Origin of the sequence: Jiella marina (assembly GCF_024359545.1) — a bacterium.
Lineage (GTDB): Bacteria > Pseudomonadota > Alphaproteobacteria > Rhizobiales > Rhizobiaceae > Jiella.
The window spans coordinates 103,746-129,637 of sequence record NZ_JAKQZG010000008.1 but is presented as its reverse complement, the minus strand read 5'-3'; the positions used below and the strand labels follow the sequence as shown (position 1 = coordinate 129,637).

Genomic DNA, 25,892 nt, shown 5'->3' with positions numbered 1-25,892 from the left:
CAATTGGGAGGAAAATCATGAGACAACACGTTCACCGTCGCCTTTTCATGGGTGCGATCGCATCCGTGGCTATGGCTGCGGCCATGTTCAGCACTGGCTCCGCCGTGGCCCAGGACAAGACCACCCTGCGCCTATCCACCCCGGCTTCGGAAACCGACCAGCGCTCCGTCGCGCTGGAGGAAGTGTTCGCACCAGCCGTTTCCGACTTCGCCACCTACGAACCGCACTACAACGCCACCCTGTTCAAGCAGGGCACCGAACTCGAGGCGATCGCCCGCGGCAATCTGGACATGTCGATCACGTCCGCCCAGGAGCTGGCGACGATCTTTCCGGAATTCTCGATCTTCACCGCCGGCTATCTCCACCGCGATGCCGAGCATCAGAAGAAGGTCTTTGCCGCCGACTTCATGGAGCCCCTGAAGCAGAAGGTGGAAGACGAACTCGGCGTGAAGCTCCTGTCCGTCATGTATCTCGGCCGGCGCCAGCTCAACCTGCGTGGTGACATGGAAGTCATGACCCCGGAGGATCTGTCCGGCGTGAAGCTGCGCATGCCGGGCACGGATGCCTGGCAGTTCCTGGGCAAGGCGCTCGGCGCGAGCCCGGTGCCGATGGCCTTCACGGAAGTCTATACGGCGCTTCAGACCGGTGCCATCGATGGCCAGGACAACCCGCTGCCCACCGACAAGGACGCCAAGTTCTACGAGGTGACCGACCAGATTGTGCTCACCTCGCATCTTGTCGACCTGAACTATCTGGCGATCTCCAAGGAAGTCTGGGACGGCCTCACGCCAGAGCAGCAGGAGACGCTGCAACAGGCCGCCGACGACGCGGCCGAGAGCGGACGCCAGAAGCAACTCGCCCTCGAGGAGGAGCTCGTGCAGTTCTTCAAGGATGAGGGCCTGAAGGTCTACGAGCCCAATCTCGAGGCGTTTCGCAGCCATGTTCAGGAAATGTACCTGAACTCGGAGTTCTCCGAGTCCTGGCCGGAAGGCATGATCGACAAGATCAACGCTCTCTAAGGGCCGCATCCGACCCATGGGCCGGATCGGCCACTGGCTGAAGGCCAGGGCGGACGACGTGGCGGCGGCACTGCTCGCCGCCCTCTTCGCCACCTTCATCATCCAGATCGTCGCGCGCTACGTCGTCCTGCGCGTCTTCCCGTCGGTGGAGATCGGCTGGACGGTGGAACTCTGCTTGACCCTGTGGGTCTGGGCGGTGTTCTGGGGCGCGGCCTTCTGCTTGAGCGAGAACGAACACGTCAAGTTCGACCTCGTCTATCTGAGCATGGGACGCAGCGGCCGGCGAGTCATGACGCTGGTCGCAGCTCTCGTGATTGCCGGTGCGATGCTCGCGGCCCTGCCCGCCACCTGGGACTACATCACCTTCTACAAGATCAAGAAGAGCGCCGTTCTGAAATGGCGGCTCGACTATGTCTTTTCGATCTACGCGGTCTTCGCCGTGGCGATCATCGCCCGCTATGTCTGGCGCGCGATCGCGATCATTCGCGGCGAATCCGGCGATGAGTTGAACGGCGAGCCGATTCCTTTCGAGGAAACCGAGTCGCGGGAGCCTTCCCAACCGTGAGTCTCGCCTTCCTGGTCTGCCTTGCTGTCGTTCTCGGTCTCGCCGCACTGGGCGCGCCGATCGCCTATGCGATGATCGTTGGTGCCATTTCATTCATGGCCGTCCAGGGACAGGACCTGGCGCTCCCCGCCGAACAGATGATCCAGGGGCTCTACGACAGCTTCGTGCTCCTGGCGGTGCCCCTGTTCATCGTCGCTGCCAACATCATGAATGCCGGGACGATCTCCGAGCGCCTGTTGGGTTTCGTCGTCGCCCTCGTCGGTCGGTTCCGTGGCGGCCTCGGTCATGTCAACGTGGTCGCGAGCCTGATCTTCGCCGGCATGTCCGGCTCGGCGGTCGCCGATGCTGCCGGCATCGGCAAGCTGATCATCGAAATGATGCGCAAGGAGGGCCGCTATCCGGCGGGCTATGCCGCTGCCATCACCGCCGCCTCCTCGACGATCGGGCCGATCATTCCGCCATCCATCCCGATGGTGCTCTATGCGCTCGTCTCCGGCCAGTCGATCGGCTATCTGTTTCTCGGCGGCATTCTTCCCGGCCTGTTCATGGGCGCCGTCCTGATGGCGATGAACGCCTGGATCGCGACGAAGCGCGGCTTTGCGACCGAGGAGCCGGTGCCGGCGCGAAAATTGCCAAAGCTCGCGATCAACGCATTCCCGGCCCTCCTGATGCCCGTCATCCTGCTCTACGGCATCTATGGCGGCGTCACCACGCCGACCGAAGCGGCCGCCGTCGCCGCCTTCTACGCGCTGATACTGGCGGCGATCTTCTACCGCGCGCTCTCCTTCAGGGCGCTGTGGCGGATCATGGCCGTCAGCGCCCGGCAATCGGCCGCGGTCGGCATCGTCATCGGCGGCGCTCTCATCTTCAACTACATCGTCGCCTCGGAGAACATTCCCGCCCGGATGCAGGTCTTCGTCGACGCGCTCGACCTGTCGCCCACGGCCTTCCTCATCCTGGTGAACGTCGTCTTCCTGCTCCTCGGCTGCCTGCTCGACGCTGCGACGCTTATTCTGGTGATCATTCCGCTGTTCATTCCCGCCTGTCGGGCGCTCGGGATCGATCTCGTCCATTTCGGAGTGGTCGCCGTGGTCAATTGCATGATCGGCCTGATAACGCCGCCCTACGGCATCGTCCTCTTCGTCATCAACGCCGTCACCGGCATCCCTCTGAGAGCGATCATCCGCGAGATCTGGCTGTTCATGGCCGTCCTTGTCGCGGCTTTGCTGATACTGATCCTCTTCCCCGACATCGTGCTGTGGCTACCGCGCCTCTTCGGCTATGCCGGGTAGACCGGAATTCCAGCAGGCAAAGACTCCGCAATGACTCCACCAAGCCTCCAGCCCATCGGCACGCCCGAGACCGTGCTCGCCGGCCTGATCGGCGCGGGTATCGGTCTTTCCCGAACCCCCGCCATGCAGGAGGCGGAGGGCGCAGCCCAAGGTCTGAGGCTCGTCTACCGCCTGTTCGACACCGACCGGATGGACCCGCCGCCGCTCGAAGAGCTGCTCCGGGCCGCAGAACTTTGCGGATTTGCGGGCCTCAACGTCACCTACCCCTACAAGGTCGCGATTCTTGACCACCTCGACACGTTGAGCGACGAGGCTCGAGCGCTTGGCGCAGTAAACACGGTGATCTTCCGCGAGGGACGCCGCCTCGGCTTCAACACCGACCTTGCCGGCTTCTCCAAAAGCTTTGGCAGCGAAATGCCGGATGTCGCGCGCAGCCGTGTGCTGCAACTCGGCGCAGGCGGTGCAGGTTTTGCCGTCGCCTTCGGCCTCATGGCGAACAAGGTGGGCCATCTGGTGATCCACGACCCGGACGAAGCGCGCGCGACAGCGCTGGCGACGGCGATCAACGCTCGCCACGGATCCGACCGGGCCAGTGTCGCGGCAACGCTCGACGAGGTCGATGATCACAGAACGCCTTTCGACGGGATCGTCAACGCGTCCCCGATCGGCATGGCGAAGTTGCCGGGAACGCCCTACCCGCTCGAACGGCTGACGCCGCGCATGTGGGTCGCCGACGTGATCTACTTTCCGCTGGAGACCGAGCTCCTGCGCGGCGCGCGGGCCCTCGGCTGCCGGACCATGGGCGGCGCCGGCATGGCCGTCGGACAGGCGGCGGCGGCCTTCGAACACTTCACCGGCAAGACGGCCGATCCAGAACGCATGAAAGCGCGTTTTCTCGCCTTGGGTAACTGACCCTAGGACCGAAGCTCCTTGCGGCCGTCGAAATATTGCAGCGCCTCGGGATTGGCGAGCGCCTCCTTGTTCTTCACGGGGCGTCCCTCGACCACTTCGCGCACGGCGAGTTCCGTGATCTTGCCCGACTTGGTGCGCGGAATGTCGGCGACCGTGAGGATCTTCGCCGGAACATGGCGCGGCGAGGCGCCGGTGCGGATGGCGGTCTTCAGGCGCTTGACGAGATCGTCATCGAGTTCGGCTCCCCCGGCCATCTTGAGGAACAGGACCACGCGGACGTCGTCCTCCCAGCTCTGGCCGATGCAGATCGCCTCGGCGACCTCCTCGAACTGCTCGACAATATTGTAGATTTCCGCCGTTCCGATCCGCACCCCTTGCGGGTTGAGAGTCGCGTCGGAGCGGCCGTGGATGATGATGCCGCCATGCTCGGTCCATTCGGCAAAGTCGCCATGGGCCCAGATGCCGGGGAATTCCGCGAAATAGGCGCTGGTGTAACGTTCGCCGGTCTCGTCGCCAAAGAAATAGATCGGCATCGACGGGAACGCCTTGGTGCAGACGAGATCGCCCTTCTCGCCGCGCACCGGCTCGCCCTTCTCGTTCCACACATCGACCGCCATGCCGAGCCCCGGCCCCTGGATCTCGCCCTCATAGACGGGCAGCGTCGGGATGCCGAGGACAAAGCATGAGACGATGTCCGTGCCGCCGGAGATCGAGGCGAGATGAACGTCGGATTTCACGTCCTGATAGACATAGTCGAAGCCCTCCGGCGAAAGCGGCGAGCCTGTCGAGGCGATCGTTAGGACGGAAGACAGATCATGGCTTTCGGCCGGTTTCAGGCCGAATTTGCGGGCTGAATCGATGAATTTCGCGCTGGTCCCGAAGAAGGTCGCCCGCTCGGCCGCCATATAGTCGAAGATCACGCTCTTTGCGGGATGGAAGGGCGAACCGTCGTAGAGAAGCAGCGTGGAGCCGCCGGCGAGCGCGGACACCAGCCAGTTCCACATCATCCAGCCGCAGGTGGTGAAGTAGAAGACGCGGGAGCCCTCGACGTTTCCGGAATGCAGCGCGTGTTCCTTGCGATGCTGGATCAGCGTGCCGCCCGCCGAATGGACGATGCATTTGGGCACGCCCGTCGTGCCGGAGGAGAACATGATGTAGAGCGGATGGGAAAACGGCATCCGCTTGTACTCGACGGCTCGCGGCTCGTAGGGCGCGAGGAAATCCTCCAGCGTCACGCCTTTCCTGGCCGTCGCCGCGGCCTTGGTCCCGTCGCCGAGATAGGGAACGATGACGGTCTGTTCGGCCGAAAGCGCCTCAGTGATCGGCCCGAGCTTGCCGGCAATATCGACCTCCTTGCCGGCGTAGAAATAACCGTCGCAGGCGATCAGCAGCTTTGGCTCTATCTGGCCGAAGCGATCGAGTACGCCGCGCTCCCCGAAATCCGGAGAACATGACGACCAGACGGCGCCGAGCGAGGTCGCGGCCAGCATCGCCGCGACGGTCTCGGGAAGGTTCGGCATCATCGCCGCCACGCGGTCGCCCTCGCCGACCCCGGCCGCGGCGAAGGCTTGCTGCAGGCGGGAAACCAGCGCCGTGAGATCATCCCAGGACAGACGCTTCTGGCGCTTGTCCTCGCCGCGAAACACAATCGCATCGCCGGTGCCGGCGCGCGCCAGGAGGTTTTCGGCAAAGTTCAGTTGGGCCGAAGGGAAGAACCGATCCTCGCGCATCGACGCGCCCTCGACCAGCGTCTCGTCGCCCTTGTCGCCGACGATGCCGCAGAAGTCCCAGACCGCCGACCAGAAGGTCGCGCGATCCGCCACCGACCATTCATGCAAGGCAGAATAGTCGGCAAAATCCTTTCCTGCCCGCTCGCCGGCAAATGCCATGAAGCGCGACATCGGATGATTTTCCAGCCGCTCTGCCGCCGGTGTCCACAGCAGTTTTCCGCCCATTGAAAAATTCTTCCCCAAACCGCCTTGCTGGTGCCATACCCATGTAACAGACCAGCCGAAGCAGTCGAGCCCGCCGCCGATCGTCTCGATCGATGATTCCATCCGAAACCTTGTCACGCGTTCGGGTCGTGGGGATTGGTTTTCGGCGCGGCGCGGTGAGCGATGGAGAGGGAAACCGGGTGAAAGACGAGGCAGCGGACGAGCCAAAGCGGCCGGTCGACGGCACGCGGCGTATTGCGTCGCGCCTGCTCGCCCGCTGGCGCTGGTTTCTCGGCGCCGGCGTTGCGGCTTTCGTCATGGTCTTGCTGGCCGGCCTGCCGGGACTGCTGCTGGGCTCCGCCACCGCGCGGGACGCGGTTCTTGAACGGCTCGAAGCGCTGACGGGTCAACCAGTCTCGATCGATGGAAGCGTTGACTTCGCGCTGCTCCCGCAAACCCATCTGACGCTCGAGAGGATCAAGATCGGCGACCGCGAGGGGATCGACATCGACCGTGTCGTCGCCGATCTCGATGCGATCGACGCCCTGATGGGCCGGGCGGAGATTTCGCGGCTGCTTCTGATCCGCCCCGAGTGGCGGCCCCCGCCTCTCACCGGCGCCCCGGAAGCGGCCGTCTCGGACGCGTCCCCGGAAGGATCCTCGCGAACGGCTCTCACCGCTCTGAACAGCCTGCTCGACCGCCTCGATGGCATCAACACGGTGGAGGTCCGTGACGGCCTGTTCCGGCCGAGCGACTCCGCCAATTCCGGCCAGCGCGGGCTCAGCAATGCCAATCTCGTCATCGAACGGAACGATGGCGGCGCCATGCGGATCGAGGGCGGCTTCATCTGGAACGGTCAGCCGACCGATCTCACACTCGCGGTCGACGCACCGGCCGCGACGCAGGGAGACGACCGGAGCACGGTCTCACTCGATATCGTCTCGCCCGCCCTTAGCCTGAATTTTGCCGGTCAGGCCCGTCTCGGCCACTTCCGCAGGCTGGATGGCCGATTTCGCATGCAAAGCCAGTCTTTCGCCCGCAGCGTCGAATGGGTGGCGGAACCAGCCGTCCATGTGCCCGATCTCGGCCCCATGGCCCTGACCGGTGATCTGACGGTGCGAGGTCGCAAACTCGATCTCAGGCAGGCGGAACTCCTGCTTTCGGGCGCGCGCGGGCGGGGAGCGATCGACGCGAGTTTCGAGACGGACCGTCCGGTCTTCGGCGGCACCCTGGCTTTCGATCAGTTCGACATCACGCCGATCGCCCGCTCGATCGCGCCCTTTCCGAGCGATCTTCTCGACTACGAGCGCCGGCTCGACATGGACTTCGCGAAGATGGTCGATCTGGAATTCCGTGTCTCGGCGAGCGAAGCCCGTCTTGGCGATGTCGGGTTTCGCGATGTAGCCGCCGTCATCAATGTGAGCGACGGCGTGGCGCAGCTCGATCTTGGCGACGTCAACGCCTTCGGTGGTCGCGGACGCGCCCGTCTCGCCATCGATGCGGGCACCTCGCCAGCCCATGTGGACGGTGAATTCGATCTCTCCGGAATCGAGACCGCGCTGCTGTTCGAGGCGCTTTCGATCGAAGCTGTCGGCCTCTCCGGGCGTTCGGCCCTGCGGGCCGAGTGGAAGGCGCCCGCCGCCAACTGGCGCTCGCTTCTCGACGGTCTCGACCTCACCGCGCACATCGAGACCCGCAATGGCACGGTCAGCGGATTCGACCCGCGCGTCTTTGCGCGCCCCGGTGCACGCCCCCTGATCGAGGGCACCAGCGCCGGTGAGATCCCATTCGATTCCCTCGAAGCCATGCTGGCCCTGTCCGGCACCAGGCTGAAGATGCGACAGATCATGATTCGCAACCAAGCCGGCCTTCTCGAAGCAGCCGGAACCTACGATGCTGCTGATAACCGGATCGATCTCACCGGAGCCTTCAGCGCCACGCAGACCGACGTCGCATCGCAGACAGCAGAGTCGTTCACCTCACCGAAACGGATCGGATTTACGATGCAGGGTGAGTGGCCGGACCCCGCGGTGACCACGGCCGAGCCGGATCCCATGTGAGGCGCGGCGGCAACCGACCGCAATCCGCCATCGATGACGATCACGGAGCGATTGAGGCCCATGCCGCGTCCAGACGCTGTGCCGACTCTAGACCCAAACGACAGGGCCGTCGCGCCCATGCCCGCCCGCCGCCGGCACATCATGAGCATCGCGGCGTGCGCCGCCCTCATGATCTTCGCCGGATCGCCGCGTCCGGCGGAGGCGCAATCGATCCTCAAGCTGGGCCAGGCGAACGAGACGCCGAAGACCGGCTGCGCCGGGCGCTATCACCAGGCCCTCGCCGAGGTCAAAGGACGGGAGTACGCCGCCGTGGAAACGGCGAAGAGCGAGGCCGCGTCCGGCGATGCCAGCCTTCCCGGCCGCATGATCTTCAATCCGATCGCACCGCCTCGCGAACGGCTGGCCCGCCGTGCCCTTCAGACCGCAAATCAGCTCGCCCGCACGCGCAACCAGCCGGCCTGGCAGTCGAGCAGCGACGCCAAATGGATCATCAAGGAGGTGTCGAACGAGCTCGGCCGCTATCTCGGCCAGGAGGAGACGCCCTTCCTCTGCGGCGGGGTGCCAGCCTATCTCGAGACCATGCGCAGCTATCTCGCCCGTGCCGGCGCCAATGCCGACAGTGCCGAGGAGCTGTTCCAGGCCCAAGCGGCCGTGGCGCAAGAGAGCATCCGGGACACGCTCGAATTGATGAAACCTGTTCCGATCCCGCAATCCGCCCCCGCCGATCGCGGCCGGATGTCGTTGACGGACCTGCGACCTGCCGCCGGGATCGGCGACCGAAGCGAGGTCATAGAGTCCGCAACGAACGCAAACGGGAGCGATCTTGCGGCCGACACCGATCCCAATCCGACGAACGCCACGGCCCAGGCGCCGGAAACAGCCCCGAGCGAGCCCGCCTTCGACCCGGACCTTCCGCCGCTCAAGGCGCCGGATCCGATCCCTCTTCGCAGCGACGCCGATCGCCTGCAGGTACTCGCGAGCCTGATGGAAGCCACCGAACGCGGCAACTTTCTCAGCGATCCCACCACGACCGCCTCTTTCGAAATGTCCGCTGAGCCAAGGGCTGAGGCCTCGCAGCTCGCGACGATCCGGCCGGTTCTGGCGCGTCTCCAGGAGCTGCGGCCGCTGGTCTACGGCGCCCGGCCGGCGATCCGCGATCTGACCCTTCGCCGGGCCCTGATCCAGAGCTTCTGGGCCATCGAAGTCCTCGACTATCTGGACCATCGCCCGGCCGAGGCGGCCGACTCGGTGCCCTCGGCCATCGGCCGCACCCTCTCTGCAATCGAGACCGCCCACCGCGCCAATTGCGGCTGCGACTGAGCAGCGCGCGTCAGCGCCCGGCCGCCATCTGTTCGTCGCGGATCCGTCGCACGTCGCGTCGTTTGTTGATCAGCGTCGCGACGATGACACCGGTCGCGACGATCGCGATCAGGATCGTGCAGACGGCGTTGATCTCCGGCGTCACCCCCAGCCGCACCTGGCTGTAGATCTTCATTGGCAGGGTCGTCGCGCCGGGCCCTGTCGTGAAGGAGGCGATGACGAGATCGTCAAGCGACAGCGTGAAGGCCAGCATCCAGCCCGCCGCGACCGCTGGCCAGATTAGCGGCAGCGTGACCCGGAAGAAGGTGACGAAAGGCGTCGCGCCCAGATCCATAGCCGCCTCTTCCAGAGAGCGGTCGAAGGAGAGGAGCCGGGACTGCACCACCACCGTGACGAAGCACATGGTGAAGGTGATGTGGGCGAGCGTGATCGTCAGAAAGCCGCGGTCGAGATCGATCGCCACGAAGAGCAGAAGCAGCGACAGGCCGGTGATCACTTCGGGCATGACAAGAGGGGCAAAGACCATGCCGGTCATCAGCGTGCGGCCCCGGAACCGGCCATAGCGCGACAGGGCCAGCGCCGCCATGGTGCCGAGAATGGTCGCGACGGCGGCTGAAATCACGCCCACCCTCAGCGTCACCCAGGCGGCGTCGAGCAGCCCGGCATTGTTCCACAGTTCGCGGTACCAGACCGTCGAGAATCCAGCCCAGACCGTCACCAGCCGCGAAGCGTTGAAGGAATAGATGACGAGGAGCAGGATCGGCAAATAGAGGAAGGAAAAGCCGAAGACCAGCGCGACGACGTTGAACCGGGAAAGCCGCCAATTCATCCGCCCGCCCTCGCCTGATAGCGCTGGAAGATGACGATCGGTAGCACGAGGATCGCCACGAGGACAACCGCGACCGCCGAGGCCACGGGCCAGTCGCGATTGGTAAAGAACTCCAGCCACACCGTCTTGCCGATCATCAGCGTGCGCGAGCCGCCGAGGAGATCGGGAATGACGAATTCGCCCACAGCCGGAATGAACACCAGGAAACAGCCGGCGACGACGCCGGGCAGCGACAGCGGCAGGGTGATCGTCCAGAACGCCTTCAGCGGCGGGCAGCCGAGATCGGCGGCCGCTTCGATCAGGCTGTGATCCATGCGGTCGAGGCTGGCATAGATCGGCAGCGTCATGAAAGGGAGGTAGGAATAGGTGATGCCGATGAAGATCGCCCAATGGGTGTTGATGATGAGCAGCGGCTCGTCGATCAGACCGATGGCGATCAGGAGCTGGTTCAGCAGTCCTTCCGGCTTGAGGATGCCGATCCAGGCATAGACGCGGATCAGGAAGCTCGTCCAGAACGGCAGGATGACGAGCATCAACAGCGTCGGCCTGAGACCGGCGGGCGCCCGCGCCATGCCATAGGCCAGCGGATAGGCGATCAGGAGCGTGATAACGGTCGAGATGCCTGCGATCCAGAGGCTTTCGACATAGGAGTTGATGTAGAGTTCGTCGCTGGCGATCCAGAGATAATTGTCGATCGTCAGTTGCCTGAGCGCACCCCACCATTCCGACGGATCGCCGAAGGTCGGCCGGTAAGGCGGCATCGCCACGACGACCTCGGAAAGCGAGATCTTGAAGACGATCAGAAACGGCAGCAGGAAGAAGGCGAGGAGCCAGACGTAAGGGGGGATGATCACGGCGCGGCCGCGGAACTTCATGCGGGTCCGGCGCGACGAAAGCACCTCCGGATCGCCTGAGCCGGCCGCGGCATTCCTGGTCCCGACGTCCTCGGCCATATCCTCGGTCCGGCTCTTTCGATCCACGTTCTTCCCTTACGGAATGAAAGGCGAGATTGGCTTCAGCCGTCTCATCGCGTCAAGACCAGCCCGGCATCGTCGTCGAACTGCAGCCAAGCCCGGTCGTGCCAGGTGAGCTGCAGGGGGCTGACCCGCGTGGCGTTGATCATCGCGACCTTCATGATCTCGCCGCTGTCGAGCTTGATGCGAAACGAGGTGACATGGCCGAAATAGGCAATGTCCCAGACTTCGCCCGCCACGACGTTGGAACCCGTGAGCGGCTCGCCCGAAATCCGCAGCTTCTCCGGCCTGAGCGCGTAAAACACTGTCTGCCCCGGACTGGCATCGACAGCGTTCACGGTCTCGATGGTGAAACCGGCCGCAGCCTCCAGCGACATGCGGCCGCCCTCGGCTCGCAGGACCTTTGCTTCGAGGACATTCACATTGCCGACGAAATCGGCCACGAAGCGCGAATTCGGCGCCTCGTAGATCTCCTCGGGAGTGGCCACCTGCACGATCTTGCCCTGGTCCATGACCGCGATGCGGTCGGCCATGGTCATGGCCTCTTCCTGGTCGTGAGTGACCATGATGAAGGTCGTGCCGAGCTGGTGCTGGAGATCGGCGAGTTCGAACTGGGTCTCCTCGCGCAGCTTCTTGTCGAGTGCGCCGAGGGGCTCGTCGAGAAGCAAGACCTTCGGCCGTTTCGCCAGCGAACGGGCCAGCGCCACGCGCTGGCGCTGGCCGCCGGAAAGCTGATCGGGCCGGCGGCTCGCATAGTTCTCGAGCTTCACGAGCCTGAGCACCTGATCGACGCGCTCGGCGATCTGATCGCGGGGCATCCGTTCCTGTCTGAGGCCGAAGGCAACGTTCTTCTCGACGCTCATATGGGGAAACAGCGCGTAGCTCTGGAACATCATGTTGACCGGCCGCCGATAGGGCGGCGTGCCGGCCAGATCCTCACCGTCGATGACGATGTTGCCGCGCGAGGGGGCCTCAAAGCCGGCCAGCATGCGCAGGAGCGTGGATTTCCCACAGCCCGACGCGCCGAGCAGTGCGAAGAATTCGCCCTCGTAGATCGTCAGAGTGAGGTCGTCGACGGCCTTGAACTCACCGAACTGCTTGGTCACGCCATCGAAGAGGATGTAGGGTTTGGCATCCCTGTCGGACCATGGCGCGAAGTCGCGGCGGATACTGCCGAGCGACTTCATCGGAGCCATGGAAGTCGCGGCCGGGAATGGCCGGCCGCGGCAATCGTATCGAACTGCATGCTCCCCCTTCTTGGCTCTGGCGGTGGCTACTGCCCCGTCACGATGCTCGTCCACACGCGGGTCTGCAGCCGTTGCTCCCGGGGTCCTTTCGGCAGGATTGCCGTCAGCCGCTTCTGCGTCTGTTCCGGCGGGTAGACACCCGGGTCATTCAGGATCTCGTCGTCGACGAATTCCTTCGCGGCCGCATTCCCGCTGGCATAATTGACGAAATTCGTCGCTTTGGCGACGACCTCCGGACGCATCAAATAGTTCATAAATTCGTGCGCGGCATCCGGATGCTGGGCATCGGCCGGAATCGCCATGTTGTCGACCCAGATCACGGCGCCTTCCTTCGGAATGACGTAGCGAATTTCAACGCCCTGCCCCGCCTCCTCAGCGCGGTCGCGCGCCTGGAGGATGTCGCCAGACCAACCGTGCGCCATGCAGATGTCACCATTCGCGAGCGCTTCGATATACTCCGACGAGTGGAACTTGCGGATATAGGGCCGGACCTTCATCAGAAGCTCCTTGACCTTTTCGAGGTCGTCCGGATCGTCGGAATTCGGGTCGAGACCGAGATAGATGAGGGCTGCCGGCACCACCTCGTCCGCCGTATCGAGGACATAGATTCCGCAGTCGGACAGCTTTTGTGCGAGTTCGGGATCGAACAGCAGATCCCACGTGTCCAGGGGCTGGCTGTCACCCAGCCTTTCCTTGACTTCCTTGACATTAAGGCCGAGCCCGGTCGTGCCCCACATGTAGTTGATGGCGTATTCATTGCCCGGATCGTAGGTCGCGAGGCGATCCATGATTTCCGGATCCATGTTGTCCAGGTTCGGCAGCTTCGACTTGTCGAGTTTCTGGAAGACGCCGGCATTGATCTGACGGGCAAGGAAGCTGCCTGTCGGGACGACGATGTCATAGCCCGTGCCGCCGGTCAGAAGCTTGGTCTCCAGGAGTTCGTTGGAATCGAACACGTCGTAGACGACCTCGATACCGGTTTCCTTGGTAAAATCGGCGAGAATCGACTCGTCGATATAGTCCGACCAGTTGTAGACGTTGACGACCCTGTCCTGAGCCGACGCCCCGCCGGCCGCAAGAAGCGCGGCGAAAACGCCGATCCGCGCAAGTAAATTCTTCATTGCCAGAACCACCCCTGTTTCCGGTCTATCATCATCGCGATCTCGGCCGTGCCGCTGGCCGGATTCGGACCATAAGTGGTTTGGCCACCCGATTCCTAGCCGCAACTGCCTCGATAAACGACAAAATCTGCGAATGCTCAATTGGTCGACACCCGAAGCATCCAGCGGGCGTCAGCGCCATAGCCGTCGAGTGTGCCAGCCGGCAAAGCCTCGCCACACTCGGCAAAACCATAGCGGCGCCAGAACGGCATGGTGCCGTAGACGGAGACGAGACAGGTCTTCGGATAGTCCATGGCCAGCGTGAGAAGGCGGCGGATTGCCGCATCAGCACGACCACCTCCTCGCCACTCGGGCGCGACCACGACGTCATGGATGTAGAAAGCGTCGCTGTCGGGCACGATCGCACCGATCAGCGTGTCGAGCTTGGGCGGGTGCGGATACCGGATCGGGTGGGCGAGCGTGTAGCCGGCGATCTGGCCTGAGGCTTCGAGAACGAGGCAGCCAGCGGGGTAGAGCGCCAGCCGCTCTTCGAAGACGGAGCGGCTTTCGGGAAGGTCGGGATGGACGCGATCGGCAAGCCGGATGATATCGGGAATGTCGGCGGGACCCATGCCCCGCCAGGATGGAGGCGAGTTCGACAGATCAGGGATGGTGCCAAGCATACCAGGCAACGGCCAGAGCGCTCAAGAACATGCCGGTCGGCGCAATGATGAATGCGAAGATCTCATAGCCCGTCATTGGTCGAGCCTCCTCAGAAAGAATCGACCAGCGAAATGTAGGCAAATCCCGCCGCCAAGACAAATCGCCCACGAGACGAGCGCCACCCCGAGGCCAACGGACGATGTGCCGAAAACAGCCCCGACCAGCGGTGCAACGCCACCGGTGACTACGGTACCCGCCGCGATGATGTTGAGAAAACTCGCGGTGAGCTTGATCCGCTCCTTCTCAGCCTCGGTCATGAGCCTTCGCGGTCACCGGTGCTTGGTGCCCTCGCCGTAGAAGAGCTTTTCCCAAGCCTTGTGGGCCTTGTAACCCTCGCGGATGAACGGCGTGAACACCGCCATGTTCAAGACCGCCTTGTTGGTCAGGTTCGCCGGGAATTTCGTCGGCTTCTCGAAATCGACGAAGAGCACGACCCGCACCTTGTCGGAATGGTTCCAGGCTTCGTGCTCATAGGCGTCGTCGAAGATCAGCGCCTTGCCCTCTTCCCAATGGCAGAGCTGGTCGTCGACGCGGATGCCGATCTTGTCGGGCTCGTCGGGCACGATCAGGCCGAGGTGGAAGCGCAGGACGCCGTTATAGGGCCCGCGATGGGGCGGCAGATGCTTGCCCGGCTCGAAGATCGAGAACATTGCCGATTTCAGACCCGGGATCTTCTGCAGGATCCGCCAGGTCTCGGGACACTGGGCGATCGCATGGTCCGACTTGATACCGTAGCCGCAGAGGAAAAAGGTCTTCCAGTCCTTGTCGGAAGAGATCGAACGCACTTCGGCGGAGATCTCGTGAAAGGCCGGCAGGTCGCCCTTGCGCACCAGAACCTTGTCGAGTTCTTCGCGGATCAGATGCCATTCCGCCTCGATCTCGCGGGCCCAGGGAAAGTCATCGGTGGGAAAGACCGGCGGGTTGCCGACGGCCGAATGCTTGAGGTTCAGGGCCTCGGCTCCGTCCACCAGCTTCTGCACGGTGCGCGCCATGAAGCCCTCTCGCGTCAGCGTGTCTTCAAGGCCTTCGGTTTTCAGTTTCTGTTCGCTGACGGGCTTATCCATTGTCATCACTTCGTCGTTTTATGCCATCGCCTGATCGAAGAGGCTCATGTGCCGACCTCCTGGTTGCCACCGGACCATTCATGAAGGTTTGGTGACAGGGAAACGGCCCTTCTGATCGGCTGTCGGGGCGGATGTGGACCCGACCTCACTGGAAGTCAAACGCCGACAGGCCGGTGACCATCTCGTCGAGGCCGAGAGGGCGGGTCAGTGGCGGCTCGGCCCGGGCGAGGCAGCCCTGGCGTTCGCAAAGCCGGCACGCCGGACCGATCTTGCCGATCACCGGCTTTTCGCCGAGATGGCGGCCATAGACGGTCTCGTCCTTGAAGCCGATATCGCAGCCGACGAGGATGGCGGTGCGCCGCGGCCGCTCCTCGAAACCGCCCTGCAGCCCTTCGAGCGTGCGGGCCACCAGGAGGAACTCGGCCCCGTCCGGCATCTGCGCGGCCTCGACCAGAATCTGACCGGGCTGGGCGAAGGCGGCATGGATCGGCAGCTTCGGACAACCGCCGCCGAAGCGCTGGACCGGGAAGCCCCGTGCGCCGGCCCGGCGAAAGCGGTTTCCGGCATTGTCCACCTCCAGCATGAAGAAGGGCACCCCCGGCGCCCCTTGGCGCTGCAGCATCGTCAGTCGGTTCGCCGCCTGCTCGAAGGAGACCTGGAAGCGCCCTTTGAGGACGTCGATGTCATAGGCGCAGCGTTCGGCGGCCGACTGAAAGGCGCCGTACGGCATCATCAGCGCATGGGCGCTGTAGCGCAGGAGTTCGAATCGGGCGAGCCGCCGCGCCTCGTCGCTGGAAAAGGAGAAGCTCGCATTCTCCGTCTCGATGACATCGCCGAAGGCGAGCTGGCAGATTTCCATCGCCGTCTCGCGGACGCGGTCGGCCACGGTCAGCCGTTCGGAGAGAAACAGCCGGCGCGAATGCCGGTCGAAGCGGCGGCGCCAGAGCGGCATGGTCTGGAGCGGCAGAACCCGGACCGAGACGTCATGCTTGCGGCGCAGCCAGGCACGCAGCGACCCGAAGAGGTCGTCGCCCGCCTGCAGTTCGGCGTGAAGCGCCTCCGCCTCCGTCTCGAGGGCGGCGAAGAAGTTCGGGCGGGTCTCGAACACTTCATGCACTTCGTCGATCGGCAGGCGGGTGTCCGTCGGCCCGGCCGTGCGGCCTTCGCGCGCCAGGAGTTGGGACAGATCGGAGAGACGCGTCTGCTGTTCGCGATAGGCCCGGTAGAGCTTGGCGATCCCGGCCGCGGCATTCGGGGCTGCGTCGGCGATCTCCACCAACTCCTGGTCACCCGGCAGTTCGCCGGCCAAAAGCGGGTCGGAGAAGATCCCCTTCAATTCGGTAAAGGCGCCCTCCTGGCGCCCGGCCTGCAGGTCGGCAAGATCGACCTGATAGGTCTCGGACAGCTTGAGAAGAAGCTGCACCGTCAGGGGGCGCTGGTTGCGCTCGATGAGGTTGAGATAGGAGGGCGAGATGCCGAGTTCCTCGGCCATCGCCGTCTGTGTCAGGCCAAGTCCGTTGCGGATGCGGCGGATGCGGGGGCCGGCGAAGATCTTGTTGTCGGCCATCAGCGGGCGCCCCTCGGCCAAGCGCTACCGACAGCGTTCTCGACCTCCGTGCAGGCAGGGCTTCGCAGGTTTTCGAATGCGCCCCTCAGGCCGCGGCGATCCTGCCCGCCTTGCGTGCGCAGGCTGGTCCCGGGCCGCGCATGTAGTGCTGCTCTGGCCGATAGCTGGGCCAGAAGAATTCGATGATCGCCTTGGCGACTGCCCTGATCTTTTGTTCCGACATGACACCCTCGATGAAAAGACCGATTGCCTTTCCAGTGGAAGTGCCAGACTGCCATCGAGCGATTGCGATTTCGCAAACAGCCAGAGGGATTTAGGTCACAGGGCGAGGGGTTTTTCGTCGACATCCTGAATGATTCGCAAAACACCCGCGAAATCCGTTTCGATTGTCTTGCGCCGGCGCCCGGCAAACTGGCCCGCAGAACCGACGATTACGCGTTCGAAATGCCTCTTGGCAGCCCAAGCGCATTTACATTTGTGACAAACTTACAAGCCGCAACTGTCAAAGGCAACACAAGCCGACCCGAATTCCCACTCGCATTCCTTCCCTCTCCCTTCGCCTTTTCGACGATGAATGGCAGTTGTTTGGACAGCAGCACGGGCAGATCGTCGAAGATCGACGGTGTCCGCGCTTCCTGGGGGTCACAGACCGGAGACAGTGCCATGACCGATTTTTACAATCTCGTTCCCTCCGCGCCGGAAGGTCGTTACGACAATATCGAGCGTTCCTATTCCGTCGAAGATGTGCAGCGCCTTCGCGGTTCGGTGCAGATCAAGTACACGCTCGCCGAAAACGGCGCGAACCGCCTGTGGCAGCTCATCCACTCCGAAGACTTCGTCAATTCGCTGGGCGCCATGACCGGCAACCAGGCCATGCAGCAGGTGCGCGCCGGGCTGAAGGCGATCTATCTTTCGGGCTGGCAGGTCGCGGCGGATTCCAACACCGCCTCGGCGATGTATCCGGACCAGTCGCTCTACCCGGCCAATGCGGGTCCGGAGCTTTGCCGGCGCATCAACCGCACGCTCCAGCGCGCCGACCAGATCGAGACGGCGGAAGGCAAGGGCCTGTCGGTCGACACCTGGTTCGCCCCCATCGTGGCGGATGCCGAGGCCGGCTTCGGCGGCCCGCTCAACGCCTTCGAACTGATGAAAGCCTATATCGAGGCGGGTGCCGCAGGCGTTCACTTCGAGGACCAGCTCGCTTCTGAAAAGAAGTGCGGCCATCTCGGCGGCAAGGTGCTGATCCCGACCCAGGCGCATATCCGCAACCTTTCGGCGGCCCGCCTCGCCGCCGACGTGATGGGCACGCCCTCGCTGGTGATCTGCCGGACGGACGCGGAAGCGGCGAAGCTTCTCACATCCGACATCGACGAGCGCGACCAGCCCTTCGTCGACTATGACGCCGGCCGCACGCCGGAAGGCTTCTACCGGGTGAAGAACGGTCTTGAGCCCTGCATCGCCCGCGCGATCGCCTATGCGCCCTATTCGGACCTGATCTGGTGCGAGACCTCCAAGCCCGACCTCGAACAGGCCAAGCGCTTCGCCGAGGCTGTGCGCAAGGAGCACCCGAACCAGCTTCTCGCCTACAATTGCTCGCCGTCCTTCAACTGGAAGAAGAACCTCGACGACGCGACGATCGCCAAGTTCCAGCGCGAACTCGGTGCGATGGGCTACAAGTTCCAGTTCATCACGCTCGCCGGCTTCCACCAGCTGAACTACGGCATGTTCACCCTCGCCAAGGGCTATAACGAGCGGCAGATGGCGGCTTACTCGGAGTTGCAGCAGGCCGAGTTCGCGGCGGAGGATCAGGGCTTCACCGCAACGCGCCACCAGCGCGAGGTCGGCACCGGCTATTTCGATGCGGTCTCCATGGCGATTACCGGCGGTCTGTCGTCGACCACCGCCATGGGCGAGTCGACCGAGAGCGACCAGTTCAAGAAGGACGCCCCCCTGCACGTCGCCGCCGAGTAAGGCGATCGACAAGTCGCGCGAGGGGCCTGCCTGCCGGGGCCTTCGCCAGGGACCGGGCGATGCTTGGGAGACTGGGCCCGGTCCCCGCCACCACGTCCCGAGGCACTAACAGCCCCGAGGATCGGCAAAGTCTCACCCCAGCCGCCGAATGGCCGGCAATCAAGGGAGAAACATCATGAGTGCAGTCGCCAACGAGCACGATCGTCCCCGCACCCGCGTCAAGGAACGCGCCGAGGAGCAGTCCTCCGCCATGGACGACGCCCAGCAGACCGCGATCCGCATGCTCGCCAACGATCTCCATCGCCTCAACCAATCCGTCATGAAGGCTGTGGAGGCCGGCGTTTCGGTCGAACTCGTCCGTTCGGCCCGCCACCATGGCGGCAACGGCAATTGGGGCGACCTTCTGATCCCGGTGGTTCTGAAGGGCGAGGCCTGAGCTTCAGTCTGATTTTCGACAAGGACGGGCGGGGCCGCGCGGCTCCGCCCGTCCTTTCGCCTTCAGCACATTGTGGCCGTCCATGGAAACCGCCGCTTCCGGGCCACGCCGCGGCGCAGCGATTGACTTTACGTCATGAAAATCGTCGACTGTCGCACACGGCGTGAGCGGCTGAGGCGTCAAGCGCTCCTGTCGGCAATCGGCCGGCTGCTCCGCGGTTGCGTGCGACGGAGGGAGCGTAAATGGACCGGCCGGAAACGCCACAGGCGGAGTCAGCGCAGAGCGAACGCCCCATGGCGATCCTCGCTTCGGAAGCCGCTCCCAGACTGAAGCCCTCCAACTACCCGGAACCCTTCTTCAGCCGCATGGCGAACCGGGTCAAACGTCCCTTGGGCGATCTCTTCGGGCTCAGGAATTTCGGGGTCAATCTGACGACGCTCAAGCCCGGGGGCCAATCCGCGCTTCTCCATCGCCATTCGAAGCAGGACGAGTTCGTCTACATCATCGCCGGTCGGCCGACGCTCGTGACCGACGAGGGCGAAATCGAGCTTGCGCCCGGAATGTGTGCCGGGTTTCCCGCTGCGGGCCTTGCCCACCAACTCGTCAACCGCACCGACGAAGACGCCACCTATCTGGAAATGGGGGACCGGACGCCCGGTGATGAGGGCTCCTATCCGGCCGACGATCTCACCGCAGCCTATGATGCGGAAGCCGGCGGATGGCGCTTCTCCCACAAGGACGGGCGGCCCTATCGATGATCGCTCTGACGACACCAAAGTCCGCGCGTTCGGGCCTTGCAGCAGCGATCCTCGTCCTGGCGCTCGCCCTCCTCGTCGCCTTGGCGGGCGCTTCGATGGCGGCGGAGATCACGATCCGACCGGATCTGTCCGACCGCGTGACGGGGCTGAAGCGGCTCTTCCCGCCGCGCTCGCCGGTCGGCGCGGATCTGCTGCGACAGCGCAATCCGGAGAACTTCAGCGAATTGGCGCTGAAGCTCGAAAGCCCGTATTCGCCGGGGCCGACGGTGATCCGGCTCGAAGGCCCGATCGAGCCCGGCGACGCCGATAAGCTGGCCGCGATCCTCCAGGCGCCGCCGGATCAGTATCCCGACCTGACCTACTATGTGGTTCTTTCCCTTAACAGTCCCGGCGGCAATTTCGGCGAAGCCTTCCGCCTGTCTAAAGTCCTGTTGAACGACATCGAGGGGAATGATCCCCGCATCGCCGGTCTGATCATCCTTTCCGAAGACCGCTGCCTTTCGGCCTGCGCCGTTCTCTTTGCCGACTCGCGCGATCGCGCTCACCCGACCACCGATATCCGCTTCGTCGAGAAGGGGGCGGAGCTCGGCTTTCACATGCCGTATTTCGCTTCCGGTACGGATACCGAGGCGGTGAGCGGCCTGGAAATGCTCGATCTCGGTTACGATGTGGCGGCGGCGATGGTCGGGCTTCTGGCCAACGAGGCCAATCCACCGGAACTCCTCCAGCGCACGCTGCGCTACCGCACGCCGTCCGATTTCTACATGCTGCGCGGCGACCTCGAGACCTGGCGGATGGGCTTTACCCCTGTCGCCAAAGGATCGGACGTCACTGAAATCGGAGCCGCCGGCCTCGATACTTCGACGGTCGGGCATCTCTGCAATCTGACGCTGACGGCCGGCCCTTCAAAACTCGCCACGTGGGAAGACGATTTCTGCGATTTCCGCCTCGAACCCGTGGGATCGCAGAATGGTACCGGCTCACCGCTCCTTTCCGAGCTGATGAATGGCGGCAGCCGCGCCTTCACTGCCACCTGCGAAGGCTTCTCCTGTCAGGTCCGCGTTGGTGAGAGCGCTGAGATCGGCATCTCCGTCTGGCGGGACAATGATGGCTGCCAAGAGTTCAAGGACGCTTTTCCGAGCCAGATGTGCCCCGCACAAGCCAGGGGCGTCGACACGGTGAGCAATCATTTCCTGGCCGAGGCCTATTCCTGCCGCGACGGCGAGCTTCTGCCGGGGACGTTTTCCGCGGACAACCGCCCGACGATCAAGCGCAACGTCAATCTGCGCGACGCCCCTGGTCGCGAGGGCCGGATCGTGACGAGCCTTACGGCGGGAAGCCAAGTCGAGGTGACCGGCTGCAAGGTCACCGCGGACGACCAGGGCGTCTGGTATCGGATCAAGCGTCCCGGGTCGGACGGCTGGGTCTCGGCGCGATTTATCGGCGGCCACAAGGAGCGTTTCGCCAATCGCTGGACCCGGTTCGGCCTTGATCAGGGGGAGTAGCCGGGACTGGTGGCGGATCACTTTAGCCGACCGGCCCGTTGGAGCCGCGCAATTGACCTCGCATAAACGCCAGCGCCGATCGCGGTCCGCGATGACAGCGCGCCTCAGCCCCCTATCTCCCGCGGCGAAACAAGAGGGAGATCGCCATGCTGACACTTGAAAAAGCCCGCATCATCGTCGCCGAGACGCTGAAGGCCGGCGTGACCAAAGGGTTCAAGCCGCTGACCGTCGCCGTGCTCGACTCTGGCGGCGCGCTGATCGCGCTGGAGCGTTCCGACGGCTCCTCGCGCATGCGTCCCGATATCGCCATCGGCAAGGCCAACGGCGCCATCGGTCTCGGCATGGGCTCGCGCGCGCTCCACAAGCGGGCGGAAGAGCAGGCCTATTTCATCCAGGCGATGAACGCGCTGGCCAAGGGCGTGCTCGTCCCGGTTCCCGGCGGTGTCCTCGTGCGCGGCGAAGGCGGGGCAATTCTCGGAGCGGTCGGCGTCACCGGCGACACCTCCGACAATGACGAGGCCGCGGCCATCGCCGGCATCAAGGCGGCAGGCTTTGCGGCCGACGGCGGATGATCTCGGCCGCGTTGCCGATCACGCGCGATTTGATCGCGGCCCGGTGAAACATTCGCGGCCTTGTGAGCGAAATCTCTCTTGAGAACCGTCGGACCCTGCCTCTCTATCGGGGCGGGGGTCGTCGGCCAAGATGATCCAGTAAGATCGAGGAGACGGGAATGAACCGCAGATCGGCCATCGCGCTTGCCAGCGCCACACTCATGGGACTGGGCTTTGCCGGCACCGCCGGCTCGACCATGGCGCAGGAGACCGAGACGGCGATCTTCGCCGGCGGCTGTTTCTGGTGCGTGGAAAGCGATTTCGACCATGTGAACGGCGTCATGGAGACCGTCTCGGGCTATATCAGCGGCGAGAACGAGAACCCGACCTACCGCAACCATCCCGGCCATGTGGAGGCCGTGCGGATCACCTACGATCCGTCCAAGGTCACCTATGACAAGCTTCTGGAGGTGTTCTGGCATTCGATCGACCCGACCGATGCCGGCGGCCAGTTCTGCGATCGCGGCCACTCTTACACAACCGCGATCTTCGCGACGGATGACGAGCAACTGCAGAAGGCCGAGGCCACCAAGGCCGAGGTCAAGCAGGATCTCGGCGAGGTTGCGACCCCCGTTTCGATGGCACCGACCTTCTGGGAAGCCGAGGGCTACCACCAGGATTACTACCAGAAGAACCCGCTGAAATATAAGTACTATCGCACCGGCTGCCGCCGCGACGCCACGATCCGCGAGGTCTGGGGCGACAAGGCCTTCATGGGCATCAAGGAGCACATGGGCTGAGGCTGGACGTTAGGCGGTTTGCCGGGCAGGGAGGAAGCAGCATGAGACGGATGATGCTCGCAGCGACGGCGGTCATTGCGATGATTGCCGGCCCGGCCCTGGCGGCCGAGTGGCAGACCAAGGAGAGCCCCCATTCCGTCGCCGAGACCGTCGACGCGCTGACCGGCGCGATCAAGAAGGCCGGCGCCAGGGTGATGGCAGTGGTCGATCATCAGGCCAATGCGGCTTCGGCCGATCTCGACCTGCCGCCGACCACGCTCGTGATCTTCGGCAATCCGAAGATCGGCACGCCCCTGATGCAGGAGAACCGCCGCATCGCCCTCGACCTGCCCCAGAAGGTTCTGATCTGGGAAGAGAACGGCGTGACCCAAATCGGCTATCTCCAGCCGCAGGAACTGGCGGATCGCTACGGCCTCGACGCTAAATCCCAGTCGATCAGCACCATGGTCAATGCGCTCGGCAAGCTGACCGACGCGGCGGTCGCCGAATAACCGCCGGCCCCGTCTTGGACCATCTATGGGACCGGCAAGCAGACCGGCCCCATTTCGGATGGCCTACCGATTGAGCGGCTCGACCCAGATCTCCCCGGCCAGCACGTTTTCGGGCTGCGAGATGGCATAGATGACCGCCCGGGCGACGTCGTCGGCAGCCATGGCGTCTGGCTTCGGATCGTCGAAGAAGGGCGTATTCACCATGCCGGGCTCGATCAGCGTGACCTTCACGCCCTTGTCCCGCATCTCCTCGCGCAGATTGGCGCCATAGCCCGACATCGCCCATTTGGTCGCGCCATAGACGGAGCCGGGAATGATCTTCCGCCCGGCTCCCGAACTGGTGATGAGGAAATGGCCCCTGGCGGCGATGACCGCCTCGTGGGTCGCCTTCACCGTATAGATGACGCCGAGGACATTGGTGCGGACCATCTTGTCCCATTCCTCCGGCTTGCCGCCGGCGGTTCCCGAGCCGGACGCACCGACACCGGCATTGGCGAAGGCCACGTCGATCGAGCCGAAGCGCTCCATTGCCGCCTTGGCGGCCTGCTGCTGCGAGGCGAAGTCCGTCACGTCGCATGAAACTGCTAGGGCCTGCTCGGTGCCGAGTTCCTCGACGAGACCGTCGAGCTTGTCCTTGGAGCGTGCGGCCAGCGCAACATTGTAGCCGGCCTCCACCGCCCGCTTTGCGGTCGCCGCGCCGATGCCGCTCGACGCACCGGTGATGAACATCGTCTTCATGATCGTTTCCCGTTCAAGCAAATTTCTCTCTGAAAGGCCTGCAGCCCCGCTTGGCGCCGGTCTTGTCGATGCCGGGTCCGAGGCCGGACGCGGTCAACCCGTTGACGTGCAAACCTTATCGATCTTGCGGCTGTAACTGGAACAACGCCGCGGCACCGCAACCGCCGGGAGACCGACCCTTCAGACGTCCGGGACCAGTTGACGCGGATGACAGTGCGTTTCGGAACTCCGACGCCTCTCGACGATTTCCGTCCCCGATAGATCGCGGCGCCCGACGCGATTTCCGGGCACCCGACTTCCAGACATCGAAGGAGACGATCATGGCCAAGTCCACAAAGACCAAGCTTCACCCGACCAAGAACCCGATTTCGGAGAACATTCGCGGCTCGATGGTCGAGCTTCTGCAGACCCATCTCGCCACCGCGGTCGACATCACCTACCAGACCAAGCAGGCGCACTGGAACGTGAAGGGCATGAACTTCATCGCGGTTCACAAGCTCTTCGACGAGTTGCACGAAGTCACCGAAGCCTATGTCGACGACATCGCCGAGCGGCTGACCGCTCTCGGCGGCCAGGCCCATGGCACCGTGCAGGCCGCCACGGAGAACACCGTTCTCGACCCCTATCCGCTCGACCTCGTCAAGTCCGAGGACCACCTCAAGCGGCTGACGGACTCCTATGCCAAGTGGAGCGCGGCGGTCGAAAAGGGCATCGACGAGGCCTCCGAGGCCGGCGACGACCTGACCGAGGACCTTCTGACCGAGGTCGGCCGTGGTCTCGACAAGTCGATCTACTTCCTGGAGAGCCATTTCCAGGCCTGACCTTCGCCCGCGAGGCGGATAGGTCTGGCCTTCAACGGCATTCCATGATGTTGACGAGGGCGGCGCCAGCGCCGCCCTTTTTCTTGTCCGTTCCCGGGATCAGAGCCGCTCATGCTGACACTCTTCGATCTGGCCGCGCTGCTCCTCGTCCTCGCCGCGCTCTTCGGCTATTTCAACAAGCGCTATCTCGACCTTCCCAGCAATGCCGGCCTGCTCATCCTCGCGCTCGTGACGTCGCTCTGCCTGATGGCGCTGTCCTGGGCGTTTCCGCGGCTCGATTTTCCAGCAACGGTTCGCGAGACGGTCGTCGGCATCGACTTCAACGAAACGCTGATGGAAGGGATGCTGGGCTTCCTGCTCTTTGCGGGTGCCCTTCACGTCGACTGGGATGCCTTGAAATCACGCGCCCTTTCGGTGGGGCTGATGGCGACATTGGGCGTCCTGATCTCGACGGGGATCTGCGCGACAGGCTTTTACTATCTCGCCCAATGGGTCGGGGTGCCGATCAGCTTCACCTGGGCCCTCGTCTTCGGTGCCTTGATCTCGCCGACGGACCCCGTCGCCGTGCTCGCGACGCTAAAGAACATGACCGGCGTGCCGAAGCGGCTCGAGATCGACATGGCCGGGGAATCGCTCTTCAACGATGGCGTCGGCGTCGTGGTCTTCACCATTCTGGTCGGCCTCGCCACGGGCTCCGCCGGCGAGCATCTGACTTTCTCGCTGGCGATGGAGCACTTCGCTGTCGAGGCCTTCGGCGGCGCGATCTTCGGCGCCATTACGGGCTATGTCGCCTATTGGATGATGCTGAAGATCGACGATTACCCGGTCGAGGTGATGATCTCGATCGCCCTCGTCATGGGCACCTATGCCGCAGCGCATCAGATGGGCCTCTCGGGGCCGATTGCAGTGGTCGTCGCCGGTCTCCTGATCGGCGATCGCGGCGTCGCCTATGCGATGAGCGATCTCACCCAGCGCTATCTGCACGGCTTCTGGACGCTGATCGACGACATCCTCAACGCCATCTTGTTCATGCTGATCGGGCTTGAACTCCTGGTGGTCGACTTCAACTGGCAGACGGGGGCGCTGGCCGCGCTGGCGATTCCGCTGGTGCTCACCGGCCGGTTCTTCGCGGTCTATCTCCCCTTCCAGATCGTGCGGCTGCGCGAGCGCTTTTCCCGGGCATCGTCGCCGTCCTGACCTGGGGCGGGGTGCGCG

Annotated in this window: 26 protein-coding genes; 15 read left to right on the top strand and 11 right to left on the bottom strand. The window is 64.0% G+C overall.

Annotated elements, in window-relative coordinates; translation table 11 throughout:
- The first annotated feature begins 17 nt into the window (after positions 1-17).
- The 4 genes from MF134_RS14850 to MF134_RS14835 are packed head-to-tail and all read left to right on the top strand — an operon-like array spanning position 18 to position 3,788.
- Entirely contained in the window at positions 18-1,019 is a 1,002-nt protein-coding gene (locus MF134_RS14850; RefSeq protein WP_255340245.1) for a sialic acid TRAP transporter substrate-binding protein SiaP, read from the top strand.
- A 16-nt stretch (positions 1,020-1,035) separates the two neighbouring features.
- Complete coding sequence (locus tag MF134_RS14845; RefSeq protein ID WP_255340244.1) at positions 1,036-1,584, top strand: TRAP transporter small permease; 549 nt, start codon at positions 1,036-1,038, stop codon at positions 1,582-1,584.
- Positions 1,581-2,876, top strand: coding sequence for a TRAP transporter large permease (locus MF134_RS14840; protein ID WP_255340243.1), 1,296 nt, complete (start codon positions 1,581-1,583; stop codon positions 2,874-2,876). The genes MF134_RS14845 and MF134_RS14840 overlap by 4 nt, the downstream gene beginning before the upstream one ends.
- Positions 2,877-2,906: 30 nt before the next feature.
- Positions 2,907-3,788, top strand: a complete 882-nt coding sequence (locus tag MF134_RS14835) for a shikimate dehydrogenase (RefSeq protein WP_255340242.1) — start codon at positions 2,907-2,909, stop codon at positions 3,786-3,788.
- Positions 3,789-3,790: 2 nt separating this feature from the next.
- On the opposite strand, the gene MF134_RS14830 is transcribed toward MF134_RS14835, so the two are convergent.
- Positions 3,791-5,743, bottom strand: a complete 1,953-nt coding sequence (locus MF134_RS14830; protein WP_255340241.1) for an acetoacetate--CoA ligase — start codon at positions 5,741-5,743, stop codon at positions 3,791-3,793.
- 179 nt (positions 5,744-5,922) lie between these two features.
- On the opposite strand from MF134_RS14830, the gene MF134_RS24045 reads away from it, so the two are divergent.
- Positions 5,923-7,782 (top strand): AsmA family protein, encoded by a 1,860-nt coding sequence (locus tag MF134_RS24045; RefSeq protein ID WP_255340240.1) that lies wholly within the window; start codon positions 5,923-5,925, stop codon positions 7,780-7,782.
- A gap of 141 nt (positions 7,783-7,923) precedes the next feature.
- Positions 7,924-9,102 carry a hypothetical protein gene (locus MF134_RS14820; RefSeq protein WP_255340239.1) on the top strand — a complete coding sequence of 393 codons (1,179 nt, stop codon included), beginning with the start codon at positions 7,924-7,926 and terminating at the stop codon, positions 9,100-9,102.
- A gap of 10 nt (positions 9,103-9,112) precedes the next feature.
- Here MF134_RS14820 and MF134_RS14815 read toward each other — a convergent pair whose 3' ends face one another.
- From MF134_RS14815 to MF134_RS14775, 9 genes are all read right to left on the bottom strand, one after another.
- Positions 9,113-9,931, bottom strand: coding sequence for an ABC transporter permease (locus MF134_RS14815; RefSeq protein WP_255340238.1), 819 nt, complete (start codon positions 9,929-9,931; stop codon positions 9,113-9,115).
- The gene (locus MF134_RS14810) at positions 9,928-10,806 is read right to left on the bottom strand and encodes an ABC transporter permease (protein ID WP_255340339.1); all 879 of its coding nucleotides are present in this window, start codon (positions 10,804-10,806) and stop codon (positions 9,928-9,930) included. The genes MF134_RS14815 and MF134_RS14810 overlap by 4 nt, the downstream gene beginning before the upstream one ends.
- A 149-nt stretch (positions 10,807-10,955) precedes the next feature.
- Positions 10,956-12,092: an ABC transporter ATP-binding protein gene (locus MF134_RS14805; protein ID WP_255340338.1), complete on the bottom strand. Its 1,137-nt coding sequence runs from the start codon at positions 12,090-12,092 to the stop codon at positions 10,956-10,958.
- 86 nt (positions 12,093-12,178) lie between these two features.
- Positions 12,179-13,279 (bottom strand): polyamine ABC transporter substrate-binding protein, encoded by a 1,101-nt coding sequence (locus MF134_RS14800; protein ID WP_457590005.1) that lies wholly within the window; start codon positions 13,277-13,279, stop codon positions 12,179-12,181.
- A 131-nt stretch (positions 13,280-13,410) separates the two neighbouring features.
- Complete coding sequence (locus tag MF134_RS14795; RefSeq protein WP_255340236.1) at positions 13,411-13,935, bottom strand: GNAT family N-acetyltransferase; 525 nt, start codon at positions 13,933-13,935, stop codon at positions 13,411-13,413.
- A 72-nt stretch (positions 13,936-14,007) separates the two neighbouring features.
- Positions 14,008-14,232: a hypothetical protein gene (locus tag MF134_RS14790; protein ID WP_255340235.1), complete on the bottom strand. Its 225-nt coding sequence runs from the start codon at positions 14,230-14,232 to the stop codon at positions 14,008-14,010.
- Between the two features lie 12 nt (positions 14,233-14,244).
- The gene (locus MF134_RS14785) at positions 14,245-15,045 is read right to left on the bottom strand and encodes an aspartyl/asparaginyl beta-hydroxylase domain-containing protein (RefSeq protein WP_255340234.1); all 801 of its coding nucleotides are present in this window, start codon (positions 15,043-15,045) and stop codon (positions 14,245-14,247) included.
- 139 nt (positions 15,046-15,184) lie between these two features.
- Entirely contained in the window at positions 15,185-16,606 is a 1,422-nt protein-coding gene (locus MF134_RS14780) for a helix-turn-helix domain-containing protein (protein WP_255340233.1), read from the bottom strand.
- 85 nt (positions 16,607-16,691) lie between these two features.
- Complete coding sequence (locus tag MF134_RS14775) at positions 16,692-16,829, bottom strand: hypothetical protein (RefSeq protein ID WP_255340232.1); 138 nt, start codon at positions 16,827-16,829, stop codon at positions 16,692-16,694.
- 440 nt (positions 16,830-17,269) lie between these two features.
- Between MF134_RS14775 and aceA the strand changes: the two genes are divergently transcribed.
- The 7 genes from aceA to MF134_RS14740 all read left to right on the top strand — a co-directional run bounded on the left by aceA (position 17,270) and on the right by MF134_RS14740 (position 23,118).
- Positions 17,270-18,577, top strand: a complete 1,308-nt coding sequence (gene aceA / locus MF134_RS14770) for an isocitrate lyase (RefSeq protein ID WP_255340231.1) — start codon at positions 17,270-17,272, stop codon at positions 18,575-18,577.
- A 175-nt stretch (positions 18,578-18,752) separates the two neighbouring features.
- Positions 18,753-19,013, top strand: coding sequence for an SMc00767 family acetate metabolism repressor (locus MF134_RS14765; RefSeq protein WP_255340230.1), 261 nt, complete (start codon positions 18,753-18,755; stop codon positions 19,011-19,013).
- A 242-nt stretch (positions 19,014-19,255) separates the two neighbouring features.
- Positions 19,256-19,771 carry a cupin domain-containing protein gene (locus tag MF134_RS14760; protein WP_255340229.1) on the top strand — a complete coding sequence of 172 codons (516 nt, stop codon included), beginning with the start codon at positions 19,256-19,258 and terminating at the stop codon, positions 19,769-19,771.
- Entirely contained in the window at positions 19,768-21,276 is a 1,509-nt protein-coding gene (locus tag MF134_RS14755) for an SH3 domain-containing protein (protein WP_255340228.1), read from the top strand. Before MF134_RS14760 ends, MF134_RS14755 begins: the two co-directional genes overlap by 4 nt.
- A gap of 140 nt (positions 21,277-21,416) precedes the next feature.
- On the top strand, positions 21,417-21,848 hold the full coding sequence (locus MF134_RS14750) for a GlcG/HbpS family heme-binding protein (protein WP_255340337.1): 432 nt from the start codon (positions 21,417-21,419) through the stop codon (positions 21,846-21,848).
- 158 nt (positions 21,849-22,006) lie between these two features.
- Positions 22,007-22,627: a peptide-methionine (S)-S-oxide reductase MsrA gene (gene msrA / locus MF134_RS14745; RefSeq protein ID WP_255340227.1), complete on the top strand. Its 621-nt coding sequence runs from the start codon at positions 22,007-22,009 to the stop codon at positions 22,625-22,627.
- Between the two features lie 41 nt (positions 22,628-22,668).
- Positions 22,669-23,118 (top strand): DUF302 domain-containing protein, encoded by a 450-nt coding sequence (locus MF134_RS14740; protein WP_255340226.1) that lies wholly within the window; start codon positions 22,669-22,671, stop codon positions 23,116-23,118.
- A 63-nt stretch (positions 23,119-23,181) separates the two neighbouring features.
- Here the strand turns inward: MF134_RS14740 and MF134_RS14735 are convergent, their stop codons facing one another.
- On the bottom strand, positions 23,182-23,856 hold the full coding sequence (locus tag MF134_RS14735; protein ID WP_255340225.1) for an SDR family oxidoreductase: 675 nt from the start codon (positions 23,854-23,856) through the stop codon (positions 23,182-23,184).
- A 320-nt stretch (positions 23,857-24,176) separates the two neighbouring features.
- On the opposite strand from MF134_RS14735, the gene dps reads away from it, so the two are divergent.
- Together dps and MF134_RS14725 are read left to right on the top strand one after the other, a co-directional pair.
- Positions 24,177-24,677, top strand: a complete 501-nt coding sequence (gene dps / locus MF134_RS14730) for a DNA starvation/stationary phase protection protein Dps (RefSeq protein ID WP_255340224.1) — start codon at positions 24,177-24,179, stop codon at positions 24,675-24,677.
- A 111-nt stretch (positions 24,678-24,788) separates the two neighbouring features.
- A complete protein-coding gene (locus MF134_RS14725) occupies positions 24,789-25,874 on the top strand; it encodes a cation:proton antiporter (protein WP_369695428.1) in 1,086 nt (361 codons plus the stop codon).
- The last annotated feature ends 18 nt before the right edge of the window (positions 25,875-25,892 follow it).

Bases quoted from the DNA above. Each gene is read 5' to 3' on its own strand.
- MF134_RS14850 (WP_255340245.1), top strand. From the start codon at position 18: ATGAGACAACACGTTCACCGTCGCCTTTTCATGGGTGCGATCGCATCC.
- MF134_RS14845 (WP_255340244.1), top strand. From the start codon at position 1,036: ATGGGCCGGATCGGCCACTGGCTGAAGGCCAGGGCGGACGACGTGGCG.
- MF134_RS14835 (WP_255340242.1), top strand. From the start codon at position 2,907: ATGACTCCACCAAGCCTCCAGCCCATCGGCACGCCCGAGACCGTGCTC.
- MF134_RS14830 (WP_255340241.1), bottom strand. From the start codon at position 5,743: ATGGGCGGAAAACTGCTGTGGACACCGGCGGCAGAGCGGCTGGAAAAT.
- MF134_RS14820 (WP_255340239.1), top strand. From the start codon at position 7,924: ATGAGCATCGCGGCGTGCGCCGCCCTCATGATCTTCGCCGGATCGCCG.
- MF134_RS14815 (WP_255340238.1), bottom strand. From the start codon at position 9,931: ATGAATTGGCGGCTTTCCCGGTTCAACGTCGTCGCGCTGGTCTTCGGC.
- MF134_RS14810 (WP_255340339.1), bottom strand. From the start codon at position 10,806: ATGAAGTTCCGCGGCCGCGCCGTGATCATCCCCCCTTACGTCTGGCTC.
- MF134_RS14805 (WP_255340338.1), bottom strand. From the start codon at position 12,092: ATGAAGTCGCTCGGCAGTATCCGCCGCGACTTCGCGCCATGGTCCGAC.
- MF134_RS14795 (WP_255340236.1), bottom strand. From the start codon at position 13,935: ATGCTTGGCACCATCCCTGATCTGTCGAACTCGCCTCCATCCTGGCGG.
- MF134_RS14790 (WP_255340235.1), bottom strand. From the start codon at position 14,232: ATGACCGAGGCTGAGAAGGAGCGGATCAAGCTCACCGCGAGTTTTCTC.
- MF134_RS14785 (WP_255340234.1), bottom strand. From the start codon at position 15,045: ATGACAATGGATAAGCCCGTCAGCGAACAGAAACTGAAAACCGAAGGC.
- MF134_RS14780 (WP_255340233.1), bottom strand. From the start codon at position 16,606: ATGGCCGACAACAAGATCTTCGCCGGCCCCCGCATCCGCCGCATCCGC.
- MF134_RS14775 (WP_255340232.1), bottom strand. From the start codon at position 16,829: ATGTCGGAACAAAAGATCAGGGCAGTCGCCAAGGCGATCATCGAATTC.
- aceA (WP_255340231.1), top strand. From the start codon at position 17,270: ATGACCGATTTTTACAATCTCGTTCCCTCCGCGCCGGAAGGTCGTTAC.
- MF134_RS14765 (WP_255340230.1), top strand. From the start codon at position 18,753: ATGAGTGCAGTCGCCAACGAGCACGATCGTCCCCGCACCCGCGTCAAG.
- MF134_RS14760 (WP_255340229.1), top strand. From the start codon at position 19,256: ATGGACCGGCCGGAAACGCCACAGGCGGAGTCAGCGCAGAGCGAACGC.
- MF134_RS14755 (WP_255340228.1), top strand. From the start codon at position 19,768: ATGATCGCTCTGACGACACCAAAGTCCGCGCGTTCGGGCCTTGCAGCA.
- msrA (WP_255340227.1), top strand. From the start codon at position 22,007: ATGAACCGCAGATCGGCCATCGCGCTTGCCAGCGCCACACTCATGGGA.
- MF134_RS14740 (WP_255340226.1), top strand. From the start codon at position 22,669: ATGAGACGGATGATGCTCGCAGCGACGGCGGTCATTGCGATGATTGCC.
- MF134_RS14735 (WP_255340225.1), bottom strand. From the start codon at position 23,856: ATGAAGACGATGTTCATCACCGGTGCGTCGAGCGGCATCGGCGCGGCG.
- dps (WP_255340224.1), top strand. From the start codon at position 24,177: ATGGCCAAGTCCACAAAGACCAAGCTTCACCCGACCAAGAACCCGATT.
- MF134_RS14725 (WP_369695428.1), top strand. From the start codon at position 24,789: ATGCTGACACTCTTCGATCTGGCCGCGCTGCTCCTCGTCCTCGCCGCG.